Annotated in this window: 16 protein-coding genes and 1 pseudogene; 12 read left to right on the forward strand and 5 right to left on the reverse strand. The window is 72.5% G+C overall.

Annotated features, from left to right (window positions below):
- The first annotated feature begins 238 nt into the window (after positions 1–238).
- The 5 genes from ACZ4LX_RS09560 (at position 239) to ACZ4LX_RS09580 (ending at position 5,989) form a co-directional block, all read left to right on the forward strand.
- On the forward strand, positions 239–1,738 hold the full coding sequence (locus tag ACZ4LX_RS09560) for a hypothetical protein (protein ID WP_467634530.1): 1,500 nt from the start codon (positions 239–241) through the stop codon (positions 1,736–1,738).
- Positions 1,735–2,868, forward strand: coding sequence for an ARPP-2 domain-containing protein (locus tag ACZ4LX_RS09565; protein ID WP_467634527.1), 1,134 nt, complete (start codon positions 1,735–1,737; stop codon positions 2,866–2,868). Before ACZ4LX_RS09560 ends, ACZ4LX_RS09565 begins: the two co-directional genes overlap by 4 nt.
- A 152-nt stretch (positions 2,869–3,020) precedes the next feature.
- The gene (gene glnII, locus ACZ4LX_RS09570) at positions 3,021–4,055 is read left to right on the forward strand and encodes a glutamine synthetase (protein ID WP_467634524.1); all 1,035 of its coding nucleotides are present in this window, start codon (positions 3,021–3,023) and stop codon (positions 4,053–4,055) included.
- Between the two features lie 116 nt (positions 4,056–4,171).
- Positions 4,172–5,083, forward strand: a complete 912-nt coding sequence (locus ACZ4LX_RS09575) for a DUF6891 domain-containing protein (protein ID WP_467634521.1) — start codon at positions 4,172–4,174, stop codon at positions 5,081–5,083.
- A 291-nt stretch (positions 5,084–5,374) separates the two neighbouring features.
- Positions 5,375–5,989: a winged helix-turn-helix domain-containing protein gene (locus tag ACZ4LX_RS09580; RefSeq protein WP_467634518.1), complete on the forward strand. Its 615-nt coding sequence runs from the start codon at positions 5,375–5,377 to the stop codon at positions 5,987–5,989.
- Positions 5,990–6,093: 104 nt separating this feature from the next.
- Here the strand turns inward: ACZ4LX_RS09580 and ACZ4LX_RS09585 are convergent, their stop codons facing one another.
- Positions 6,094–8,223, reverse strand: coding sequence for an MMPL family transporter (locus ACZ4LX_RS09585; RefSeq protein WP_467634515.1), 2,130 nt, complete (start codon positions 8,221–8,223; stop codon positions 6,094–6,096).
- A 287-nt stretch (positions 8,224–8,510) separates the two neighbouring features.
- On the opposite strand from ACZ4LX_RS09585, the gene ACZ4LX_RS09590 reads away from it, so the two are divergent.
- A complete protein-coding gene (locus ACZ4LX_RS09590) occupies positions 8,511–9,779 on the forward strand; it encodes a sensor histidine kinase (protein ID WP_467634512.1) in 1,269 nt (422 codons plus the stop codon).
- Entirely contained in the window at positions 9,764–10,411 is a 648-nt protein-coding gene (locus ACZ4LX_RS09595) for a LuxR C-terminal-related transcriptional regulator (RefSeq protein WP_467634509.1), read from the forward strand. Before ACZ4LX_RS09590 ends, ACZ4LX_RS09595 begins: the two co-directional genes overlap by 16 nt.
- Positions 10,412–10,600: 189 nt before the next feature.
- On the opposite strand, the gene ACZ4LX_RS09600 is transcribed toward ACZ4LX_RS09595, so the two are convergent.
- Together ACZ4LX_RS09600 and ACZ4LX_RS09605 are read right to left on the reverse strand one after the other, a co-directional pair.
- Positions 10,601–12,124 carry an alpha-L-fucosidase gene (locus ACZ4LX_RS09600; RefSeq protein WP_467635695.1) on the reverse strand — a complete coding sequence of 508 codons (1,524 nt, stop codon included), beginning with the start codon at positions 12,122–12,124 and terminating at the stop codon, positions 10,601–10,603.
- A 354-nt stretch (positions 12,125–12,478) separates the two neighbouring features.
- Positions 12,479–12,958 (reverse strand): annotated as a pseudogene (locus ACZ4LX_RS09605) (MarR family winged helix-turn-helix transcriptional regulator); the annotation flags it as partial.
- A gap of 69 nt (positions 12,959–13,027) precedes the next feature.
- Between ACZ4LX_RS09605 and ACZ4LX_RS09610 the strand changes: the two are divergent.
- The 5 genes from ACZ4LX_RS09610 to ACZ4LX_RS09630 all read left to right on the forward strand — a co-directional run bounded on the left by ACZ4LX_RS09610 (position 13,028) and on the right by ACZ4LX_RS09630 (position 18,825).
- The gene (locus tag ACZ4LX_RS09610; RefSeq protein WP_467634506.1) at positions 13,028–13,573 is read left to right on the forward strand and encodes a carboxymuconolactone decarboxylase family protein; all 546 of its coding nucleotides are present in this window, start codon (positions 13,028–13,030) and stop codon (positions 13,571–13,573) included.
- A gap of 265 nt (positions 13,574–13,838) precedes the next feature.
- Complete coding sequence (locus ACZ4LX_RS09615) at positions 13,839–15,830, forward strand: hypothetical protein (protein WP_467634504.1); 1,992 nt, start codon at positions 13,839–13,841, stop codon at positions 15,828–15,830.
- 257 nt (positions 15,831–16,087) lie between these two features.
- Positions 16,088–16,993: a metal-dependent hydrolase gene (locus ACZ4LX_RS09620; protein ID WP_467634501.1), complete on the forward strand. Its 906-nt coding sequence runs from the start codon at positions 16,088–16,090 to the stop codon at positions 16,991–16,993.
- Positions 16,994–16,995: 2 nt separating this feature from the next.
- Positions 16,996–18,075 carry a PDR/VanB family oxidoreductase gene (locus ACZ4LX_RS09625; RefSeq protein WP_467634497.1) on the forward strand — a complete coding sequence of 360 codons (1,080 nt, stop codon included), beginning with the start codon at positions 16,996–16,998 and terminating at the stop codon, positions 18,073–18,075.
- 27 nt (positions 18,076–18,102) lie between these two features.
- Positions 18,103–18,825: a TetR/AcrR family transcriptional regulator gene (locus ACZ4LX_RS09630; RefSeq protein ID WP_467634493.1), complete on the forward strand. Its 723-nt coding sequence runs from the start codon at positions 18,103–18,105 to the stop codon at positions 18,823–18,825.
- A 106-nt stretch (positions 18,826–18,931) separates the two neighbouring features.
- Here the strand turns inward: ACZ4LX_RS09630 and ACZ4LX_RS09635 are convergent, their stop codons facing one another.
- Both ACZ4LX_RS09635 and ACZ4LX_RS09640 read right to left on the reverse strand, forming a co-directional pair.
- A complete protein-coding gene (locus ACZ4LX_RS09635) occupies positions 18,932–19,282 on the reverse strand; it encodes a 5-carboxymethyl-2-hydroxymuconate Delta-isomerase (protein ID WP_467634489.1) in 351 nt (116 codons plus the stop codon).
- Between the two features lie 105 nt (positions 19,283–19,387).
- The gene (locus tag ACZ4LX_RS09640; RefSeq protein ID WP_467634486.1) at positions 19,388–21,424 is read right to left on the reverse strand and encodes an ATP-binding protein; all 2,037 of its coding nucleotides are present in this window, start codon (positions 21,422–21,424) and stop codon (positions 19,388–19,390) included.
- Between the last annotated feature and the right edge of the window lie 6 nt (positions 21,425–21,430).

The following is a 21,430-nucleotide window of genomic DNA, read 5'->3' on the forward strand; positions in this document are numbered from 1 at the left end:
GGGCCCACGGGGCTGCCGGGACCACCGAGGCCGCCTGGGCTGACGAAGCCGCCAGGGCCGTGCAAACGGGGTGGCGCCGGCGGCGGGCGGGCGGTTACGTTGGCGGGGCCGGCCGCGGGACTCCGGTGCGACTTCCGGGACTTGCCTCTGAAGCAATAATTTCGCTGTTCGCGCCCCCATTCCCCGGCCGGCTTCCGCTTGCGCGCACCGCCTCTCGGAACACCACGGGGAATCAAGGATGACGACCGAGAACCGAGCCGAGCGGGTCGCGGCCGAGGATGTGCTCCTCTTCGTCAACGCGGCCGTCACCGCGACCGGGCAGCGCGAGTTCCACTCGGCGGCTCGGCAGCAGCAGCTCTCGCTGGACTTCCTGCACGCGTACGTACGCGTCAACTACCGCCGGGTGTACGCCGCTTCGCTCGCCCTGGACATCAACGACCACAACTCCGCGCGCATCGTGCGGAGTCTGCTGGAGCACGCCGCCGACGCCTCGCCCGAGGAGAAGCGCACCGAGGGCCGGCTGATCGCGGCCCGGCTGGCGAAGCTGCCGCCGCAGCGCGTCTACCGGCTGTTCCGGGAGCTGCGCCGGGCCGGGGTCAACAACCGGCGCACCCGGGCGATCATGCGGGAGTGGGTGGCGGCGCGGCCCGATCCGGCGCACGACGCGGTGAAGTACCGCGCGGGGCTGAAGGCCGCGGTCCGCCATGCGCATCTCAGGCTCGACGACGGTGACGCCGTGCCCGGCGCGCCGCCGACCGACGCGTCGGAGACCGAGCTGGGGGCCTTCCTCTTCCGGCCCGGAAAGCTGCCGCGCTACCGGCACCGGCTGCTCGACGCCTGGCGCCGCGCCCACTACGAGCAGGGCGCCTACGACGAGCTGCCGTTCACCGTCGCCGAGGGCTTCGCCGCCCGGCGCGGTATGGAGCGCGAGGTGCTCCTGGAGCGGATGGCGCCCCGGATGACGCGGCTGGAGCGGCTGCGCACCCAGGCGCAGCGCGGTCCGGCCGACCGGCAGGAGCCCGCGGCAGGCGTCGATCTGACCGTGATGCCGCTGACCCGGCTCGCGCTGTACGTCCTGTCGTTCGGCACGGAGCCGCGCCTGCGCCATCGCGCGGAACTGACCCTCGCCCTGCGCACCGCGGCCCGCCGGGCCGCGGGCCCGCACGCGGGCGGCTGGGGGCGGGTCGCCGCGGTGCTCGACGACAGCTACTCGTCGTCCGGTTCGGGCGAGAAGCGGCGCCGTCCGCTCGCGGTGGCGCTGGCCTGCCACTTCCTGCTGGAGGCGCTCGCCGCTCCCGGCGCGTACGTCCCGCTGTGGACCTCCGGCGCGAAGGATCCGCTGCTGGTCGCGCCGCGCGGGCCGACGCCGCTCGGTATGCGCGTCCTGGACGCCCTGGAGCACGGTCCCGACCGGCTGGTCATCGTCTCGGACGGATGGGACAACGCCCCGCCGGGGCTCGCCGGCGAGGTGCTGCGGGTGTGGCGGGCCGGGCTGGACCCGGACCGGCACACGGCGGTGGTCCATGTGAACCCTGTATACGACGCGGGCGGTTTCGATGTGCGGCGGCTGTCGTCCGCCGTGCCGACCGCCGGGATCCGGGACGCGGAGGACCTGCCCGCGCTGGTGGAGATCGCGCAGTTCTCCGAGGGGCGCACCGGGGCCGCCGAGCTCTACGCGTATCTGGACCGGCAGGTCGCCCGGTTCGTGGGTGACGGCCCCGGGGGAGGACCGCTGTGAACAGGCTCGAAATGAGCGGGCTCACCACCCGCCCGTCGCAGGTGTGGGGCGGCGTCCGGCTCGTGCCGCTGGTGCGCGAGACACCGGTGGAGGGGCTGCGGCTGCACCGGGAGGTGTACGAGGGGTACGGGACGGGCCTGGTGGAGGTGGGCCCGCGTACGCACTACTCCTCGTACATCCCGCACGGGTTCGTCGCGGACTGGACGGGCGAGGGGGCGAACACCGCCGCGTACGGGACGCAGCTGAGCAGTCCGGGCGCGGGCGCCGCCCCTGCCAGGACCGTCGTGCTGCCGCGCCACCGTCATCACCGCATGGCCAAGCGGCAGCCGGGGAACCGGCTGCGCTTCCTGCCGCTGCATCTCGCGATGGAGGGCTATCTCGCGCTGCACTTCGGGGGCCCGTCGACGGCCTGGGAGGAGTGGTCCCGCGACGCGCTGCGCGAGGGTCTTTCGCCGCGCGCGGAGGACGCGTACCTGGGGTGGTCGGTGCGCGGGCTCGGTGACGCGCTGCGGGTGTTCGAGATCCATCCCGGTCAGTGCGGGGTGATGGTGTACACGGCCGACGCGCTCGCCGCCGCCTTCGTGGTGCCGCATCCCGAGGACTACCGGCTGCTGCACCCGACGCTGGTCGAGGACCTGTACGGGGAGCTGGTCCACCAGTACGCGATGTACGGCGCCCCGGTGGACGAGCACGCCGTCCGGATCGCGGACGGCCCGGGGCTGCGGACGCTCGCCGGTCTGCGGGCCGCGGCGCTGCGGCAGGAGCGGGAGTGGGGGGCGGCGCACGACGCGGTCTTCGCCCGGGAGCTGGTGGACACCTCGTACGGCTTCGAGCGGGTGTACCGGATGGAGTCGTTCACGCTGTGGCGGTTCCTGCCGCCGTTCCTGCGCAACCGGGGCGGGCAGCACATCGGCGAGACGATCACCGACCACAAGGGCCGGGTCGCCTATCTGAAGACCTTCCGGCTGTCCGATGCCCAGATCCGGCGCGGGCACCTGCTCCAGCAGCTCGCCGACGCGGAATGGATGCTGCCGCGCGCGGCGGCGGCGCTGGGAACCGGCCAGGAGGAACTGGTACGCCGGATCCGGGCCGCGGGCTTCGAGTCGCTGCTGCGGCACCGCGGCCGTTAAGGGGCCGCACGGCCCCCCGCACGGCCCTCCACAGCCTCGTTCTCGCGCGGGAAACGTCGGTAACACGGGGTTCACACGAGAGCAACGGCCGGGAAATCGCGTCTTGCGAAGCTGCGCTGCATAGACCGCAGCACCCGCAAAGGATGGCTTCCGTGACGTTCAAGGCTGAGTACATCTGGATCGACGGCACCGAGCCGACCGCCAAGCTCCGTTCCAAGACGAAGATCATGCCCGGTGTCCCGTCGTCCGATGTGGCGGAGCTGCCCATCTGGGGCTTCGACGGGTCGAGCACCAACCAGGCCGAGGGCCACGCCTCCGACCGGGTACTGAAGCCGGTCTTCACCTGCCCGGACCCGATCCGCGGCGGGGACGACATCCTGGTCCTGTGCGAGGTCTTCAACATCGACATGACCCCGCACGAGTCCAACACGCGGGCCGAACTGCGTCCGGTCGCCGAGCAGTTCGCCGGCCAGGAGCCGATCTTCGGCATCGAGCAGGAGTACACCTTCTTCGACGGCCACCGGCCGCTCGGCTTCCCCGAGGGCGGCTTCCCGGCCGCGCAGGGCGGCTACTACTGCGGTGTCGGCGCGGACGAGATCTTCGGCCGCGAGATCGTCGAGAAGCACCTCGACAACTGCCTCAAGGCGGGCCTGGCCATCTCCGGCATCAACGCCGAGGTCATGCCCGGCCAGTGGGAGTTCCAGGTCGGTCCGGTCTCCCCGCTGGAGGTCTCCGACCACCTGTGGGTCGCGCGCTGGCTGCTGTACCGCACCGCCGAGGACTTCAACGTCTCCGCGACGCTGGACCCGAAGCCGGTCAAGGGCGACTGGAACGGCGCGGGTGCGCACACCAACTTCTCCACCAAGGCCATGCGCGAGGGCTACGAGGCGATCATCACCGCGGCCGAGTCGCTCGGTGAGGGCTCGAAGCCGATGGACCACGTCAAGAACTACGGCGCGGGCATCGACGACCGGCTGACCGGTCTGCACGAGACCGCCCCGTGGAACGAGTACAGCTACGGCGTCTCCAACCGGGGTGCCTCGGTCCGCATCCCGTGGCAGGTCGAGCAGGATCGGAAGGGGTACATCGAGGACCGCCGCCCGAACGCCAACGTCGACCCGTACGTCGTCACGCGGCTGATCGTCGACACCTGCTGCACCGCGCTGGAGAAGGCCGACCAGGTCTGATCCCCCGGCAGCGGCCGTCCGTCCGTACGAGGGGCGTCCACCGTGGTCCGCGGACTCCGGTGGGCGCCCCTGTGCGCGTTCGGGGCACTGTCAGTGCGGTGTGCCAGTCTGGCCGCATGCTCGAAATCAAGGTCTCGGCCGAGAGACAGCAGACACACACCCGCCCTTCGGACCAGGAGCTCGACGGACTGGTGCGCCGGATCGGCATGGCCGGTGACCGCTTCCTGGTCGTGCAGCGAATACCGGATATCCCGGGCACGTTCATCCAGGTGTGGCGCGAGGGCGGCGGTGCGTACGACGTGGAGCACCGCGCCGGGGGCGCCGCCACCCATGTCCGCGCCCTCGTGGAGACACCCGGCGAGGTTGCCGCGCTGATGGCGCGCTGGGCCCGGCAGGAGGCCGGATGGGACGCGGGAATCGGCTGGGAGAGCGCCGGACTGCCGGAACCGGAGCCCGTACCGGAGATCGCGGCGGAGATCCACGAGCAGTTGGCCGAGCGGGTACGGGAGTTGCTGCGCGGGGGGTACGGCGGAATCGAGGATCTCGCCGCGGCGGCTGAGGACTACCTCGTGAAGGACGGCGTGCACCCGGTGACCCTCGCGCAGGCGCGGCTGCTGGTGGAGCGGCTGTGGATGGAGCGTGTCGAGGAGCAGCGGCAGTGGGCGGACGTGACGGATCCGGACCGTCTGGAGCGGGCGTTCGCCGTGCTGGACGGGCGGGGAATCACCGCCAGGGAGCACTTCACGTGCTGCCGTTCGTGCGGAGTCGGTGAGATCTGGGCGGAAGGGCGGGACGGTGCCCGGGGCTTCGTCTTCTTCCACTCCCAGGGTACGGAGCGGGCCGCGGCCGGGGGCGGACTGACCCTGTACTACGGCGGGTTCGACGAATCGGCCGGGACGTCCGCGGCGGTGGGACGGGAGGTGGCGGCCGTGCTGGGGGAGGCCGGACTGACCGTGGAGTGGGACGGTTCGCCGGACCGGGCGATCGAACTGACGGGCCTGGACTGGCGGAAACGGCTGGTGGGCTGAGGGCGGGGTGCCATCCATGGCAAAGGGTCCGTATCGACGGGTGGAAGAGGCCTGCTCCCCCGCCCTGTTCTCTGGTTCAATGGGGGGCATGGCCAGCATCCAGCACACCTCGACAGGTCGCAGCGACCTCGAGCCGTTCTGGCCTTCCCGTCAGCATCATGACTTCGACCGGGTGTGTTGCCGCGCGTGGAACGCGCAGGCCCTCTAACACCGCTCACCCCGGTCTTCGGTCCGCGCGCACGAAGCAAGTCCGTCCACAGACGACTCCCTCGCGCGAAAGAGCTGACCCTCATGGCGAACACCCGTACCTTCTCCGCCGCAGTCGCTGCCACCGCAGCGCCGTCGGCGACCGCTGCGACCGCTTCCGCCCGTCCCCCTTCCCCCAACCGGCACCGGCTGCGGGCCGTGGCCCGGGACGAGGTCGTCCGCCCGGCCGACGTCTCCGCGTTCCTGACTCCGGGCGCGACCTGGCTGCCCGCCCCCCAGCACACCCTGCCGGCGCTGCCGGGCCGGCCGCCGATGGTCGGTTATCTGGTGCTCGTCCCGGCCGACCAGCAGCCGGCCATCGCGGCCGCGGCCGCGGCCGCCCAGTACGTGGTGCCCGAGGTGCTGGAGGACAGGGGTGCCGGGCCGGTGCGGATCGACTCCGTCCAGCGCACCGCCGCGGTGAACGGGAACACGCTCGACCTCACCTACCTGGAGTTCGAGCTCCTGGCCCATCTGGTGGCGCATCCCCACCGGGTGCACACCCGCGACCAGTTGGTGACCACGGTCTGGGGTTACGGGCATGTGGGCGACGGCCGCACCGTCGATGTCCACATCGCCCGGCTGCGCCGCAAGCTGGGCGCCGAGCACCGCCGGTCCATCCAGACGGTGCGGCGCGTCGGCTACAAGTACGCGCCCTGATCCCACGCGGGACGGGTCCCGGCCGCGGCATGTACCGCGGCCGGGACCTGTCCCGCTCTTCCGTGACCGGCTGTGCGGCACCGGCCCGTCCCGCACGTCCGGGGTCAGCCGCGCATCACCGGGGCCGCTTCCCCCGCGCGCTCCGGCTCCGGCTCGCCGTGGTTCAGGTCCGGCAGGCGGCGCAGGGCGCGCGGGGTGCGCCAGTTCCGCTCGCCGAGCAGCGCCATGACGGCGGGCAGCAGGACCATCCGTACGACGGTGGCGTCCAGCAGCACCGCGACGGCCAGGCCGACGCCCATCTGCTGCATGTCCTGCATCGACAGCGTCCCGAAGACCGCGAACACCGCCACCATGATCACGGCCGCACCGGTCACCGCGCCGGCCGTGCGCCGGATGCCCTCGTCGATCGCGGCCCGGGTGGTCAGTCCCCGGCCGTGGGCCTCGCGGATCCGGGAGACCACGAAGACGTGGTAGTCCATCGAGAGTCCGAACAGGACCACGAGGACGAACAGCGGCATCCAGGACTCGATCGCGCCGACCCCCTCCGAACCGATCAGCGAGGCGCCCCAGCCGTGCTGGAACACGGCGGTCATCACGCCGTACGCGGCGGCCACCGAGAGCAGGTTGAGCAGGATCGAGGTCACGGCGATGACATAGCTGCGGAAGCAGAACAGCATCAGAAGGAAGGTCACGGCGGTGATGAAGAGGAAGACGGGCGCGATGCCGCGCTTCAGCTGGTCGTTGAAGTCCACGGACCCGGCCACCTCACCGGTGACGTAGGCATGGGCGCCCGTGCCGTCGAACGCGGCGGGCAGCCGGTCCTCCCGCAGTTCGGTCAGGCCGGCCCTGCCGTCGGGCAGCGGCACCTCGATCTCCGCGACGTTCCGGTCCCGGTGGACGGTCACCTTGTCGAAGCCGGCGAGTGCCTCGCGTACGGCGGGTGCCCCGATGTCGTCCGCCTCGACGACCACCTGGGCGGGGGCGGGGCCGCCGGGGAACGTCTCGTTGATGTGGCGGTAGGCGACGGAGAGCCGGGAGTCCGATCCGAACTGCTTCTCCAGACCGAGCGACTCGGTCCTCATGCCGAGGGCGGGCGCGGCAAGCACCAGCAGCACGACGACCGAGGCGGCGGCGAAGAACTTCGGCCTGGCCAGGACGGGCCGCAGCAGCTTCCCGGCGATCCTGCCGCTCTCCTTCCCGCCCCGCCTGTGACGGCGGTTCAGCAGCGGCACCCGTCCGGCGCCGGTCCGGTCGCCCAGCCAGGAGAGCAGTGCGGGCAGGACCGTCACGGAGCCCATCATCGCGATGAACACGACGATGATCGTGGCGAGGGCGAAGCCCTTGAACAGCAGGAGTCCGGACAGGAACATGCCGGCCATCGCGACCATGACGGTCAGCCCCGACACGAGCACCGACCGGCCGCTGGTCGCCGCGGCGATGCGCAGCGCCGTCTCGGCATCGCGCCCCGCGGCCCGCTCGTCGCGTTCACGGCGCAGGTAGAACAGGCAGTAGTCGACGCCGACGGCGAAGCCCATCAGGAACATCACGGAGTACGTGGTCTGGAAGAGGTGCAGCTGGTGGCTGGCGAGCGAGAGCAGACCGAAGGCCGCCAGGCACGCGGTCAGCGCGAGTCCTACGGGGAGCAGGGCCGCGACGACGGCCCCGAAGGCGACCAGCAGGATGCCGAGCGCCAGGGGTACGGCGGTGAACTCGGCCTTCTTGAAGTCCTCGGAGAGCAGATCGCCGAGCCACTTCCCGGCGCTGGCCTCGCCGAACTGGTGGACCGTGACGTCCGTCCGGTCCTCCTGGACCCCGGCCACGGCGTCCAGGACGGGCTGCACCCGGTCGGCGGAGGTGGCCGCGTCGCCCTTCATCTCGAAGGTGATCAGCGCGTCCTTGCCGTCCTCGGAGGCGACGGGCTCCGCGAGGCCGGTCACCTCGCCGGTCCTGCCGAGGGCGGCGGAGAGCTCCTTCGCCGCCGTACGCCAGCCGTCGGGCTCCGTCGACGACACCATGACGAGTTCGCCCGCCCGGTGGCCGAGCCCGGCGTCGGAGAGGATCTGCTCGGCGCGCGCCGAGTCGCCGGCGCCGTTCTCCGCGTTCGTCATCTCGACCATGCCCGAGGCGCCGCCGATGCCCGCGGCAAGGACGACGAAGAGCAGCCAGCCGAGAATGGCCGTCTTGCGATGGTGCGTGCTCCACACGCCGATACGTGCCGCGAGATTCCGCCTCATGGCGTTGTTCGCCCCCTGGTGTAGACGTAGCCGGACCTGACTCCCCCGAATCTAGGAATTCCGGCCCCGCCGCCCCAGCCGTCGAAGCCCCCACTCCGCGCGACACGGGGCGAGGTCACGGGGTGGTGGTAGGTACACCCCCCACCCGGTGGCGGGACGGCTGACGCCCTGGTCCCGCAGCGGGTCAGACTGGGTACGGACCGGGGCCGGGACGGCGGCCCCGCCGGGGAGTGTCCGGCGGATCACGGCCGGACAGGCGCCGGCTCGGCGACGGGAGAGGGATCAGGATGAACGCGACACGGGGACGGGTGAAAGCGGCGATGCTGGCCGCGGGGCGTGGGGTGGTGCTGTCGGTCGCCGCGCTGGCCGGATCGATCACCCTGTTCGTGCTGGCGGTGCTCTCGATCGCCTTCATCCCGCTGGGCATCGGCCTCGTGACCACCCCGTGGGTGCTGACGGCGGTCCGCGCCCATGCCAATCAGCGCCGGCTGCTGGCCGTCACCTGGTCGGATGTCCGTATCCCCGTTCCGTACCGGCCACTGCCGAAGGACGTGCGCGGCGGGTTCACCGGGCAGGTGGAGCGCACCACACTGATGCTGAAGGACCCGGCGACCTGGCGGGACATCCAGTGGCTGCTGGTCGACATGACGGCCGGCTATGTGCTGGCGGTCCTGGCGTCGGCGCTGATGGTCTATCCGGTGGAGGGTTTCGTCCTGGCGGCGGGGCTGTGGCGGGTCTTCACGGACGACCGGTACTGGTACGCGTTCGTCCCCGTGGACAGCCAGGCGTCCGGGCTGGCCGCCGCCGCGCTCGGAGTGGTGTTCTTCGCGACCGGGGTGCTGCTCGGCGAGCGGCTGCTGCGGGCCCACTTCCTCCTCGCCCGCTCGGTGCTGGCCCCCACGCACGAGCAGGAACTGGCCCGGCGCATCGACCGGCTGACCGAGACCCGGCACGAGGCGGTCGACACCGCCGCCGGCGAACTGCGGCGCATCGAGCGGGATCTGCACGACGGGGCGCAGGCCCGGCTGGTCGCCATGGGCATGAACCTCGGCACGATCGAGGCACTGATCGAGAAGGATCCGGCCCAGGCCAAGCGGCTCCTGGCGACGGCCCGCGCGTCCTCCGCCGAAGCCCTGACCGAGCTGCGCGATCTCGTGCGGGGCATCCACCCGCCGGTCCTCGCCGAGCGCGGTCTCGGGGACGCGGTCAGGGCGCTGGCGCTGCGGATGCCGATCCCGTCGGAGGTGGACGTGGAGCTGGGCGGCCGGGCCGAGGCACCGGTCGAGTCGGCCGCGTACTTCGCGGTGAGCGAGACCCTGACGAACGCGGCGAAGCACTCGGGCGCGGACCGGATCTGGGTGGACCTCCAGCACATCGACGGGATGCTGCGCATCTCGGTCACGGACAACGGGAAGGGCGGCGCGGTGGCCACGGGGGGCTCCGGCCTGAGCGGCATCGAACGCCGGCTCGGTACATTCGACGGCATCATGGCCGTCAGCAGCCCCGCGGGCGGTCCCACCATGGTGACCATGGAGATCCCTTGCGAGTTGTCCTAGCCGAAGATCTCTTCCTGTTGCGCGACGGCCTGGTGCGCATGCTGGAGGCGTACGACTTCGAGATCGCGGCCGCCGTCGAGACGGGGCCCGAACTCACCCGCGCCCTTGCCGAGTTGAAGCCGGATGTCGCCGTGGTCGACGTCCGGCTTCCGCCGTCCCACACCGACGAGGGCCTGCAGTGCGCCCTCGCGGCGCGGCAGGCCAGGCCGGGGCTTCCGGTGCTCGTACTCTCCCAGCACGTGGAGCAGTTGTACGCGCGCGAGCTGCTGGCGGACGGCAACGGGGCGATCGGCTACCTGCTCAAGGACCGGGTGTTCGACGCGGACCAGTTCATCGACGCGGTACGCCGGGTCGCGGCGGGCGGCACGGCGATGGACCCGCAGGTGATCTCGCAGCTGCTGTCGCGGCGCGCGCAGGACAAGCCGATGGGCGGGCTGACGCCCCGGGAGCGGGAGGTCATGGAGCTGATGGCCCAGGGGCGCTCCAACGGGGCGATCGCCTCGCAGATGGTGATCACCGAACGGGCGGTGGCCAAGCACACCTCGAACATCTTCGGGAAGCTCGGTCTGCCGCCGTCCGACGACGACAACCGCCGGGTGCTCGCGGTGCTCGCATATCTGGACCGGGGATAGGACGCACCGCGGGAACGCGCGTCCCGCGTGCGGGGAGGGCGTGCTGCGCGGACGCGCGTACTGCGGCGCAGGGCCGTGCTGCGCGGACGCGCGTCCGGACCGGGCCGGGGCCGGTCCGGACGCGCGGGCTCGGGGCCGGTCCGGACGCGCGGGCTCGGGGCCGGTCCGGACGCGCGGGCTCGGGGCCGGTCAGGAACCGGTCGGCGTGGTGGTGAGGTGCAGCGTGGTGGCGCCCAGGTACGGCTTCGCCCTGGACTCCAGCACCTTGACGCGGACGGCGGTCGCGGTGACGGCTTCCGGCAGCGGCAGGATGCGCTCGTGGCCGATGGTGGTGCCTTCGGCGATCCGCCGCCAGGTCCCGTCGGTCCGGGCCTCCACGGCGAACCGCTCGACCCGCTGACCGTGCCGGATGTCCTCGCGGACGGCCACCCGGTCGAAGGTGTACGGGCCCGGACCGCGGCCGCGCAGGTCGGTGCCGTAGATCCGGCGCACCGCGTCGCCGAAGGCGGTCAGTGACGCCACGTCCGCCTCGGCGATCCGGCCGTCGGGCGCGGGCGGCACATTGAGCAGGAGCGAGGCGTTGCGGCCGACGCTCTTCTCGTACAGGTTCATCAACTGTGCGGCCGTCTTGGGCTGTTCGTTCTCGTGGTAGAACCAGCCGGGCCGGTTGGAGACGTCGGCCTCGGCCGGGTACCACTGGAGGTAGCCGACGTCGGGGCCGAGGATCCTGGCCCGGGAGCCGATGTCGGCGTCCGTCGAGTCATGGGGAAGGCCGCCGAGCCCGGTCCAGGGGTCGGTGGCGTGCGGGGTGACGCTCCACTCGGTCTCGCGGGCGGTGCCCGACTCGTTGCCGACCCACCGGACGCCCTGCGGGCCCTGGAAGACGACCGTGTTCGGTGAAAGCGCCCTGACCATGTCGAACCACTGCTTGACGTCGTACTTCTGGGTGATGCCGGAGCCCGACCACGGGTTGGCGCCGTCGAGCCAGAGCTCCTCGACGGGGCCGTACTGGGTGAAGATCTCGTAGAGCTGGTTGAGGTAGTACGCGTCGTAGTCGTCGGCCTTCACCTCGAAGGTCGGCAGCTTGCCGCTCCTCACCCGGGCGGCGCGGTCGTCGCCGGGGACGAGGGTGGGGATCGTGCGTTCGGTCACGGCGCTGCCGTTGCCGAAGCGGCCCTGGCCGGCGGGGGCGCGGTCGCCGTCCTCCAGCGCCATCCGCTCGGGCAGGCTCAGCGGTTCGCCCTCGGCCTGCCTGGCCCGGATCTTCTCGACCCACTCGGCGTGCCAGGCGTGCGGGAGTTCGGCGCCGTCGGAGGGCGAGAGGTAGAGACCGACCTTCAGACCGGCCTTGCGCGCGGCCTTCACATAGGCGGCGACGACATCGGGGCTGCCGGGGCTGAGGGCGACCGAGTGGTCGGTGTAGCGGCTCGGGTACAGGACGAAGCCGTCGTGGTGCTTGACGGTGAGCATGACCTGCTCGGCGCCGGCCGCCTTGTAGGCGCGCATCCACTGATCGGCGTCGATGCTCTCCGGCGCGAACAGCTTCTCGTCCTCGGTGCCGGAACCCCACTCGCGGTCGGTGAAGGTGTTCATCCCGAAGTGCGTGAATGCGGTGACCTCCCGCTGCTGCCAGGCCAGTTGACCCGCCGTGGGGATGACGTTCGCCGCCTTCTCGATGATCCGCGCGGGGCTGTCACAGGCCTCGACCGTCATCTGCGAGGCGGGCCTCACGGGCGTACCGCACGGGGCGGCGGGCGAGGCGGACAGCGGGGATCCGGACTGCTGGGAAACGGGCTGCCGGGAAGCGGGCCATGGGGGAACGGACCGCTGGGGCGCGGACTGCTGCGCCGTGGCCTGTACGGGGATGAGCGCGGCGGCCGCCGCCAGTGCGAGCGCGCTGAGTACATGGGTGCGTCGTGCCATGGTTCCCTCCCATTCGCGACCACGAGTGGTCGGATCTCTCGGGTGCCGACGCGTGCATATTGCCGCAAGCGGTGGCCACCAGGAAGGGCACTTGCCACATACGTCCTATCTCTCATCCGCAAAGTCCAAGTCCTGCCCGTCCGTTCACCCGTTGAACCAGGCCGCCGTATCGAGTCGGAAGGCATCCGCGGGGGCCATGGCACGCAGGCCGGCCTCCATGTCCCGGACCCGCTCGGCCCCCAGCACCCGGACCCACTCGCCCCGCACCCGCTCGAAGCCCTCGGCGGACCGCGCGAGTACGTCGATCCCGCGCGGAGCCAGCCGGACCAGCTCGCGGCGGCCGTCCTGCGGATCGTCGACGCGCTCGACGTAACCGAGCCCTTCGAGCTTTTCGACGGTCTTGCCCGCGGCCTGCTTGGAGACCCCCAGCCGCCGGCCGATCTCGCTGGCCGTCGCCCCGTCACGACCCACGGCCTGGAGCGCGTAGCCGTACGCGGCCCGCATCTCGGGATGCCCCTGCCCGGCCAGCTCGCGGTGCAACTCGTCGATGACCGACCGGAATCCGGCGAACAGGAGCAAGGGCAGCTCGAAGCCCGCACCGTCCTCCGCGCCACGTTCAGCCATTGCGGAACTCGACAACCTGGTTGACTTTTTCGTCAATCACGTTGTCGAGTTTATCGCGAGAGGTCACCCATGCCCGCGTCCGCGTTCCCCGACCACACCCTCGAATCCGCCCCCGTCGCCGCCCGTCCCGCCATGGCGGCCGTGACGGCGAAGCAGGGCTATCTGCCGTCCGCCGTCGCCCGGCTCGCCCTGTCCCCGGAGCTGCTGAACGGCTTCCTGAAGACCAGCGCGCTCTTCGAGGCGACAAGCCTGGACCCGCTGTCCCGGGAGACCGTGATCATGACGATGGCCGACCGCAACGGCTGCCACCTCTGTGTGGCCATGCACACCGCGAAGCTCACCGCCCTCGGCGCCGACGCGGACGTCATCGCCGCGCTGCGGGACGGAAGCCCACCGCCGGACGAACGCCTGGAGGCGGTGAGGCAGTTCACCCTGTCGGCCATCGAGAAGAGCGGAGCGGTCGACGACGGGACGCTCCAGTCCTTCCAGGCGCAGGGATACACCTCCCGCAACGCGCTGGAAGTGGTCCTGGGTATCGGCGCCTACACCATGTCGACCCTGGCCAACCGGATGACCGCGGCGCCGGTCGATCCCCATCTGGCCCAGTTCGCCTGATCCTTCACCGCGACGACTCTCCCCACTCGCCGACCGGGCCCCGCATCGACGCCGTAGGGAACCTCATCCGCCTCCCCCATGAAGCCCGCGTTCCGAGCAGTTCCATGGGACGCACATCGCGCAGGAAACGCTCCACCCGGCCAACCGGGCGGTCATCGCCTCACCTCCACCGTCGACTGCTCCGAGGCGGTCACGGAAGAAGGCCGGGCGGGCCGGTGCCGCTCCCCCTGGGTGACCATCGCACGATTCGCTCGTTCTGCTGAACGTGCGCCCACTGCCAGAGGTACCGTCAGCCGCCCCCCGGTTCGCTGCGGAGCAGTCCGAGACCGCGCTCGTCGAGCACTACCCGCGGCTGGCCCGGCTCGGCTATCTCGTCCTGCCGCACTCGCTGAGCCGCGACCGGCGGGTGCTCGCGGCCCACGCGCTGGCCCAGCGGTCCCTGCTGGCGGCGCGCAGGGCCGGGGCCGCGGACGGCGGTACCGTTCCGCCGCCCCGCCTTCCCGGCCGCGCGGAGGAGCCCGATCCGGGCTACGCGTACGTCCGTCGGCAGGTGTTGCGGGGCGCGCTGGCGGCGGGGCGGCCGTCGTGTCTGCGGCGCCGGCCGCGTCGTGGCCGGTTTCCGGCCGTGCTGCCACTGGCCTGGGGGCTGCGGCTGTTCCCGCACTCCGGCGGCGCCGATGAACTGGCCCTGGAACAGCGCCTTTCGGCGGTCAGCGGCGCGGCTCGGGCCGCTCTCGTCCTGCGCGGCCTGGAGGGGATGGCGGACGGCGAGGTCCGGCGGGTGCTGTCCGAGGCGGGGGTGGCCGACCCGCACGGGGCGCTGATGGAGGCGGACGGGCTGCCGGCCCCGCACGCGCTGCTGGCCTCACCCGGCTTCGACCCCTGTTCGCTCCAGGCCCGGCCACCGGATCTGCCGCGCCGCCGCCGGTACGCCCGGGCGGCCGTTGCAGGTGTCGCCGCTCTGCTGGTGTGCGGGGCGCTGCTCGCCCTGCCGGGCGGGGGCTGGGGGCGAGGGGGCCTGTCGGCGCCGCTGTACGCGCGCAATCCGGCGGCCGAAGAGGCCCTGGATCCAGGGGCGTTGCGCATGGTGTCCGCGACGTTCTGGCAGCGCTCGTCGCGTACCGACTTCAGCGCCTGGCCCACCCGGGGCGATCGCACCGAGGACACCCGGCTGCTGCGGCGGGCGCTGCGGGTGTGGGCGCGGCCGGGCGGCGGTGTCCGGACGTCGGCGACGCCCCGGACACCGCAGGGACCTCCGACGGGGGCGGCGCAGCTGCTGTACGCGGGCGAGGTGGGCGCGTCCTCGGTCGTGCTGTTCTACGACGGGCTGCGGGTCGTGCGGTACGCGGAGCCCCGTGACGCCGACCCGTCCGAGGGCGCGGCTCTCGACTTCGCCCGGGTCGACGGGGCGGACATGACGTCGGCGGGCGCCCTGGTCGTGGAAAGGGCTGGGGGCGCGGTCCGCTATCTGACGGCGCCCTGGGTCCGGCGGGCACGGGTCCGGGATCTCCTCGCCCCGGACCGGGCGCCTCGCGTGCTGCACCGCTCCGCCGACGGGGTGACCGGCCCGGTGGCCGGGCCGATGACCGGGGCGACGGCCGGACCCGAGACCGGCAGCCCCGCGACCGCACCCGGCTGCCGCTCCTGGCCTGCCGTCGAGCTGGGCGACGACACAACGGTCCGGCTGCTGACGGATCTCGGTGAACTCGCCCCGGCCCGGCTGACCTCGGGCCCTCCGGCGCGGCCGCACGACGTCTCGGGGCGAGCGGAGTACGCGAGCTGGGCGCGGACCGCCTGTCTGCTGCCGTCCCTGCGCTCGCACGGGGTGCGCACGGTGAACTCCTGGGGGTACGCGTCGCAGCCGCTGCCCGAGGGGAACGGCACGGCCCAGTGGCTGTGCACCCGGGCGGAGACCTGGCGGGGCACCGGCAGCAGGGTCCTCGCCCAGTTCCAGGCCCCGTCCGGGCGGCCGTCGGGGAACGGCGGGCCACCCGGGGTGGTCGCCGCGCGTGCCGAGGACTCGCCGGAGTGCGGGACCCGGTCCCCGCGGGTGCTGGCGGGTGTGCTGTGGAAGTCGCGCGGCGGCCGCTGGTACGTACTCGCGGCGGGCAGCCCGCAGTTCGCCTCGCTGACCACGTCCGGCGGGGTGGCGGGGCAGGCGCGGGGGCGGCTGCTCGCGGTACCGGCGGGGGCGGGCGACCGGGCGCGGCTGACCGGGCGGCTGGCGAACGGCAGCCGGGTCGGGTCACTGCGCTGAGCACGCCGGGAGCGGGACACCGCGCCACGCGTGCGAAGGCGGGACACCGCGCCACGCGTGCGAAGGCGGGACACCGCGCCACGCGTGCGAAGGCGGGACACCGTGCCACGCGTGCGGAGGCGGCGCCTCGGTGCGGCAGTTCGCGCGGTTCCGTGGACGCACTCCGCCAAGTGCGCGGGGGGCGGACGCCGGATGAGGGTTCAGGAATTCCCCGCACGCCCCTGTCCCCCGGGCCTACCCCTCAGTACATTGACAACATGTCTAACACGCAGCCAGCGGCGGTCGCGTCGGAGCGAACCCCGCTCAAGGCCCGTCGGGTCTCCTTCGCCTGGGACAGGACTCCTCTGCACTGGTTGCCGGGCGATCCGTTCTCCACGCACACCATCAACGTGCTCCATCTGCTGCTCCCGGCGGGAGAGCGCTGGTTCATCCACGTCTACCGCCAGGTGCTCCCGTACATCCACGACGAACAACTGCGCCAGGACGTCATCGGGTTCATCGGTCAGGAGTCGATGCACTCCCAGGCGCATGACGATGTGCTCCCGCATCTGAAGAAGCTCGGCCTCGACCCGACCCCGTACACCGCTCAGGTCGACTGGCTCTTCGAGAAGATGCTCGGCGACCGGACGCTGCCGCCGGGCCGGGCGCGCACGTGGTGGCTGATGGAGCGGGTGGCGACGATCGCGGCGATCGAGCACTACACCGCGTTCCTCGGCGACTGGATCCTGAACGCCGATGAGCTGGAGCGGCGCGGCGCCGATCCCACGATGCTGGACCTGCTGCGCTGGCACGGCGCGGAGGAGGTCGAGCACCGCTCGGTCGCGTTCGATGTGTTCATGCATGTCGACGGCGGATACCGGCGGCGGGTGCGGACCTGGGCGACCGCGTTCACCGCGCTGGCCTTCCTCTGGCAGCGCGGCGCCCGGTTCTTCATGGAGAACGACCCGACCCTGCTGGACGGCAAGGCGTCCTTCGGGCAGTTCTACCGCAGCGGCCGGCAGGGAACGCTGCCCAGCACCCCCTCGATGCTGCGGTCCGTCCCGCGCTATCTGAGCCGTGGTTACCATCCCTCGCAGGAGGGCAGCACGGCACAGGCCGTCGAATATCTCGCCCACTCGCCCGCCGCGGTCGCGGCCGAGGCCCGTACGACGGAAGCCGGCTGACGATGTCCTTCCCCCACCCCCGTCTGCGTACCGTCGCCGTGGTGGCCGGCGCGGCGCTGCTCGCCAGGCGGGCGATGCGCCGCCGCATCGAGAAGTCCCCGCTGTGGCCGCTGCCCGCGCTGGAGGAGCCGGTCTCCGGCCGGTCGCAGCGCCGTTCCACCACCGGCCTGCGGCTGCTGATCACCGAGCGGACCACACCGGCGGACGGTGTCGTACAGCTACGGCTGGAGGGTCAGGACCTGCCGCCGTGGCAGCCGGGCGCGCATCTGGACCTCGTGCTGCCGTCCGGTCTGGTGCGTCAGTACTCGCTGTGCGGCGATCCGGCCGACATCGGCACGTACACCGTGGCGGCGCGGCTGGTCGAGGACGGGCGCGGCGGTTCCCGCGAGGTGCACGCGCTGCTCCACGAGGGCGGGGAGGTCGAGGTCCGCGGCCCGCGCAACCGCTTCCCGCTGACGGAAGCCCCCGCGTACGTCTTCGTGGCGGGCGGCATCGGCATCACACCGGTCCTGCCGATGCTGCGCGCGCTCGCCGCCTCCGGGGCGGACTGGCGGCTGCTGTACGGAGGCCGCAGCCGGGCGACGATGCCGTTCCTGGCGGAGATCGAGAAGCTGGGCGCCGACGGAGGCCGGGTCACCGTCGTCCCGCAGGACGAGGCAGGGCTCCCGGACGTGGCCTCCGCGCTCAAGGACGCCGCCGAGGGGACCGCGGTGTACTGCTGCGGCCCGGAGCCGTTGATGGACGCGGTCGCGGCCGCGCTCCCGGCCGGCTGCTCCCTGCACCTGGAGCGGTTCGCCGCGTCGGGCGCGGACGCCGCCGGGTCGGCGTTCGAGGTGGAGCTGCGCCGCTCGGGCCGCACCGTGCCGGTCGCGGCCGGGCAGTCGGTGCTCGCCGCCGTACGGGCCGAGCTGCCGCACCTCACGTACTCCTGCGAGCAGGGCTTCTGCGGGACCTGCCGGCAACCCGTCCTGGAGGGCGACATCGAGCACCGGGACGACCTGCTGACGGACGCGGAGCGGAGCGAGTCGATGCTGATCTGCGTGTCCCGGTGCCGGGGCGGGCGGCTGGTGCTGGACCTGTAGACCGAGCAGGTCGGTACCCTGTTCCTCATGACGACCGGGGTACGGCGCAGGATGGGCGTCGAGGAGCGCAGACAGCAGTTGATCGGCGTCGCGCTGGAGTTGTTCAGTCACCGGTCCCCGGACGAGGTGTCGATCGACGAGATCGCCGCAGCGGCCGGGATCTCCCGGCCGCTGGTCTACCACTACTTCCCGGGCAAGCAGAGCCTGTACGAGGCCGCGCTGCGACGGGCGGCCGACGAGCTGGCGACCCGCTTCCGGGAACCGCGCGAAGGCCCCCTGGGAGTAAGGCTGTTGCGGGTGATGGGGCGGTTCTTCGACTTCGTCGACGACCACGGCCCGGGGTTCGCCGCGCTGATGCGGGGCGGCCCGGCCGTGGGTTCCTCCACGGCGAACGCGATGATCGACGAGGTCCGCCAGGCGGCCTGCGCGCAGATCCTGTCCCATCTCGGCGTCGAGGATCCCCCGGCCCGGCTGGAGTTGGTCGTCCGGTCCTGGGTGTCGCTGGCCGAGTCGACGGCCCTGATCTGGCTGGACGGACGGAGGATTCCGCGTGCGGAGCTGGAGTTGCAGCTGGTGCACGACTTCGCCGCGCTGGCTGCCGTGAGTGCCGCGTCCAACGAGGAGATGGCGGGCATCGTGCTGCGGGTCCTCGCGCAGGAGCCGGCGGACGGGCCGTTCGGAGAACTGCTGGCGCGGCTCTCCTCGCTGGCGCCCGCCGTGCCGGCCGTGCCCGAGCAGCGGCTGCCGTAGCCGATCAGCTCCTGCCGTACCCGCGCCGCGGCTGCGGAAGCCGATCGGTTCCCGCCGTGGGACGGGTCGAGGTTCCGTGCCCGAGCAGCGGCTGCGGGAGCCCAGGTCAGTTCCTGCGGTGGGACGGGTCGAGGTCGCGCGTCTCGGCCGACAGGTACGGGGTCCGCCCGTCGGCCGGCCGGACGTACGCGGCCAGCAGCTCCACCACCGATTCCGCGAGCTTCGCCCGGAGCTCGGGGGTGCGGCCCGGTATCAGCGCGATGTCGATGTGCACGATCACGTCGCCGCCGGGCGAGTCCCCCACCACGGCCTCGTCGAGCCGGCGGAAACGGGTCTTGCAGCCGGCGATCTTCGTGCTGACCGTCTCGGCGACCAGCGGGTGCAGTGCCCCGGCGAAGCCGGTGCGGTCGAAGGTCTCGTCGAGTTCGGCGGAGTAGTCGACGGTGATCAGCGGCATGGCGGTCTCCTGGCTGGCGCGGGACGAGGGATGCGGGTGGTGATCATCCCTGAGGGCTGCCCCCCACCCTTCCCCGGCCCGGGGACGGCGCACAAGCCGGATTCACTATCTGAGCAGCTCGCCGTGGAGCGCCAGGGCCAGACCCGCCTCCGCGCTGTCGGAGCGGCCCCGTTCGTAGGCGCGCAGATAGGCGATGTCGCCCACGGCCGCGCGGGCCTGGCGTTCGCAGGCGTCGCGCAGCGGGCCCAGCTCCGGGGTGCCGCGGTGGGGGTGGCCGACCATCCGCCAGTAGACCTGCCCCGTGCCGTACACCCGGGCGGCGCGGGCGCCCTCGCCCTGGGCGGCGATCGCGGCGGCCAGGAGGTCCAGGCCGAGCGCGATACCGAAGGTGTCGCGGAGCCGGTGCTTGCCCGTGAGCATGGACCTGGCGTGCCCGGCGGCCGCCTCGGCCCGGCCCTGGAGCAGGGCGATCAGGGCGAGTTGGTAGTCGACATAGCTGAGGGTCCAGCACTCGTCCCTGGCCACGCAGGCAGCGCGCAGGACGACGGCCGCCTCGGCCGCCTCGGCCAGACGGCCGAGGCCGGTCAGGGCGAAGATGGTGATCAGGTGGCAGCGCAGCCGGTAGGCGGCCTCCAGCGGGGTGGCCGCGCCGGTGGTGCGCCGGACCCGGTCGGCCTCACGCAGCCCCTTCTCCGGTTCGCCCGTCATCAGATGGGTGAGGCCGCGCAGATAGGCCGCGGCGAGAATCCCCTCGTCGGTGCCGTCGTCGGCCGCCGCCCGTACGCACTCCTCGCCGATCCGCTCGGCGGCCGCGTAATCGCCCTGGAGCAGGACGCACATGCCGAGCACCCACAGGACCCGGGTGCGGTGCGGGCCGGCTGCCGGGCCGGCGTCCAGGGCACGCTGGGCGTAGGCCCGGTTCTGCGGGAGGTGGCCGCAGCAGCACCAGAAGAAGCCGATCCGGCCGGCCATCTCCTGGGCGGCGGCGGGGTCGTGGGCGAGCAGGTGGTCCAGGGCCGCGCACAGGTCGGCATGCGATTCGGCGATGCGGTGGTACCAGAGGATCTGGTCGTCGCCGGTCCAGCCCGCGTGGGCGCCGCGGGCCAGCCGGAGGAAGCAGTCGGCGTGCCGGTCGGCGGCGGCCCGTTCCTCGCCGAGTTCGGCGAGCCACATCCGGCCGTACTCGCGCAGGGTGTCGAGCATGCGGTGGCGGTCGCCGTCGCGGACGACGACGGACTTGGCGACGAGACCACGCAGGGCTTCCGGGACCGCGTCCGGGGTGAGCGGCCCCCCGGCGCAGACGGCGGCGGCCGTCTCCTCGTCGAAGTCGCCCCGCAGCACGACGAGCCGGGCCCAGAGCAGCCGTTCCAGCGGGGTGCACAGTTCGTGGGACCAGCCGATGGTGGTGCGCAGTGTGCGGTGACGCGGCGGCCTGAGTGTGGCGTCGGCGAACACGTCGAGGCGGGAGGCGAGCCGGCCGGCGATCTCCTGGGCGCTCCGGCGTCCGACGCCCGCGGCGGCGAGTTCGATGGCGAGGGGGATCCCGTCGAGGCGCCGGCAGATCTCGTCGGCTGCCGCGAGGGTGACAGGCTCGTCGAAGGAGGTGCCAGGGGCGGTGACCGCCGCGCGCTCCCGGAACAGGGTGAGGGCGTCGGCCGGGCCGTCGACGGGCAGCGGCTCCACGTCGACGGTCAGCTCGCCCTTCATGTTCAGGGGCTGTCTGCTGGTGGCGAGGACGGTGAGCCCGGGCGAGGTGGTGAGGATTTCTCCGAGGAGGTGCGCGCAGGCGGGGCGCAGGTGTTCGCAGGAGTCCAGGACGAGCAGGAGCTGTTTGTCCGCGAGCCATTCGCACAGCACGTCGGTGGGCATCCGCAGGGTGTGGTAGATCAGCCCGACCGCGTCGGAGACGGTGGCCAGGAGGAGTTCGTCGTCCTGGAGCGGCGAGAGGTCGGCCCAGCGGACACCGTCGCGGTACCTGGATTCCGCGCGCCCGGCCGCTCGGACCGCCAAGCGGGTCTTGCCTACTCCGCCGGTGCCGGTGAGGGTGGTCAGCCGCCCGGTGGCGAGCGAGTGTCCGATGCGGTCGAGTTCCGCCTCGCGTCCGACGAAACTCGTGGTCTCCTCGGGAATGTTGCTCGCCATCGTCAC

This window comes from Streptomyces sp. NPDC026062 (assembly GCF_055568375.1).

Excerpts from the sequence above, each read along its gene's own strand:
- ACZ4LX_RS09610 (WP_467634506.1), top strand. The coding sequence starts at position 13,028 with ATGCCCGCGTCCGCGTTCCCCGACCACACCCTCGAATCCGCCCCCGTC.
- ACZ4LX_RS09625 (WP_467634497.1), top strand. The coding sequence starts at position 16,996 with ATGTCCTTCCCCCACCCCCGTCTGCGTACCGTCGCCGTGGTGGCCGGC.
- ACZ4LX_RS09560 (WP_467634530.1), top strand. The coding sequence starts at position 239 with ATGACGACCGAGAACCGAGCCGAGCGGGTCGCGGCCGAGGATGTGCTC.
- ACZ4LX_RS09585 (WP_467634515.1), bottom strand. The coding sequence starts at position 8,223 with ATGAGGCGGAATCTCGCGGCACGTATCGGCGTGTGGAGCACGCACCAT.
- ACZ4LX_RS09600 (WP_467635695.1), bottom strand. The coding sequence starts at position 12,124 with ATGACGGTCGAGGCCTGTGACAGCCCCGCGCGGATCATCGAGAAGGCG.
- ACZ4LX_RS09590 (WP_467634512.1), top strand. The coding sequence starts at position 8,511 with ATGAACGCGACACGGGGACGGGTGAAAGCGGCGATGCTGGCCGCGGGG.
- ACZ4LX_RS09635 (WP_467634489.1), bottom strand. The coding sequence starts at position 19,282 with ATGCCGCTGATCACCGTCGACTACTCCGCCGAACTCGACGAGACCTTC.
- ACZ4LX_RS09640 (WP_467634486.1), bottom strand. The coding sequence starts at position 21,424 with ATGGCGAGCAACATTCCCGAGGAGACCACGAGTTTCGTCGGACGCGAG.
- ACZ4LX_RS09575 (WP_467634521.1), top strand. The coding sequence starts at position 4,172 with ATGCTCGAAATCAAGGTCTCGGCCGAGAGACAGCAGACACACACCCGC.
- ACZ4LX_RS09630 (WP_467634493.1), top strand. The coding sequence starts at position 18,103 with ATGACGACCGGGGTACGGCGCAGGATGGGCGTCGAGGAGCGCAGACAG.
- ACZ4LX_RS09620 (WP_467634501.1), top strand. The coding sequence starts at position 16,088 with ATGTCTAACACGCAGCCAGCGGCGGTCGCGTCGGAGCGAACCCCGCTC.
- ACZ4LX_RS09580 (WP_467634518.1), top strand. The coding sequence starts at position 5,375 with ATGGCGAACACCCGTACCTTCTCCGCCGCAGTCGCTGCCACCGCAGCG.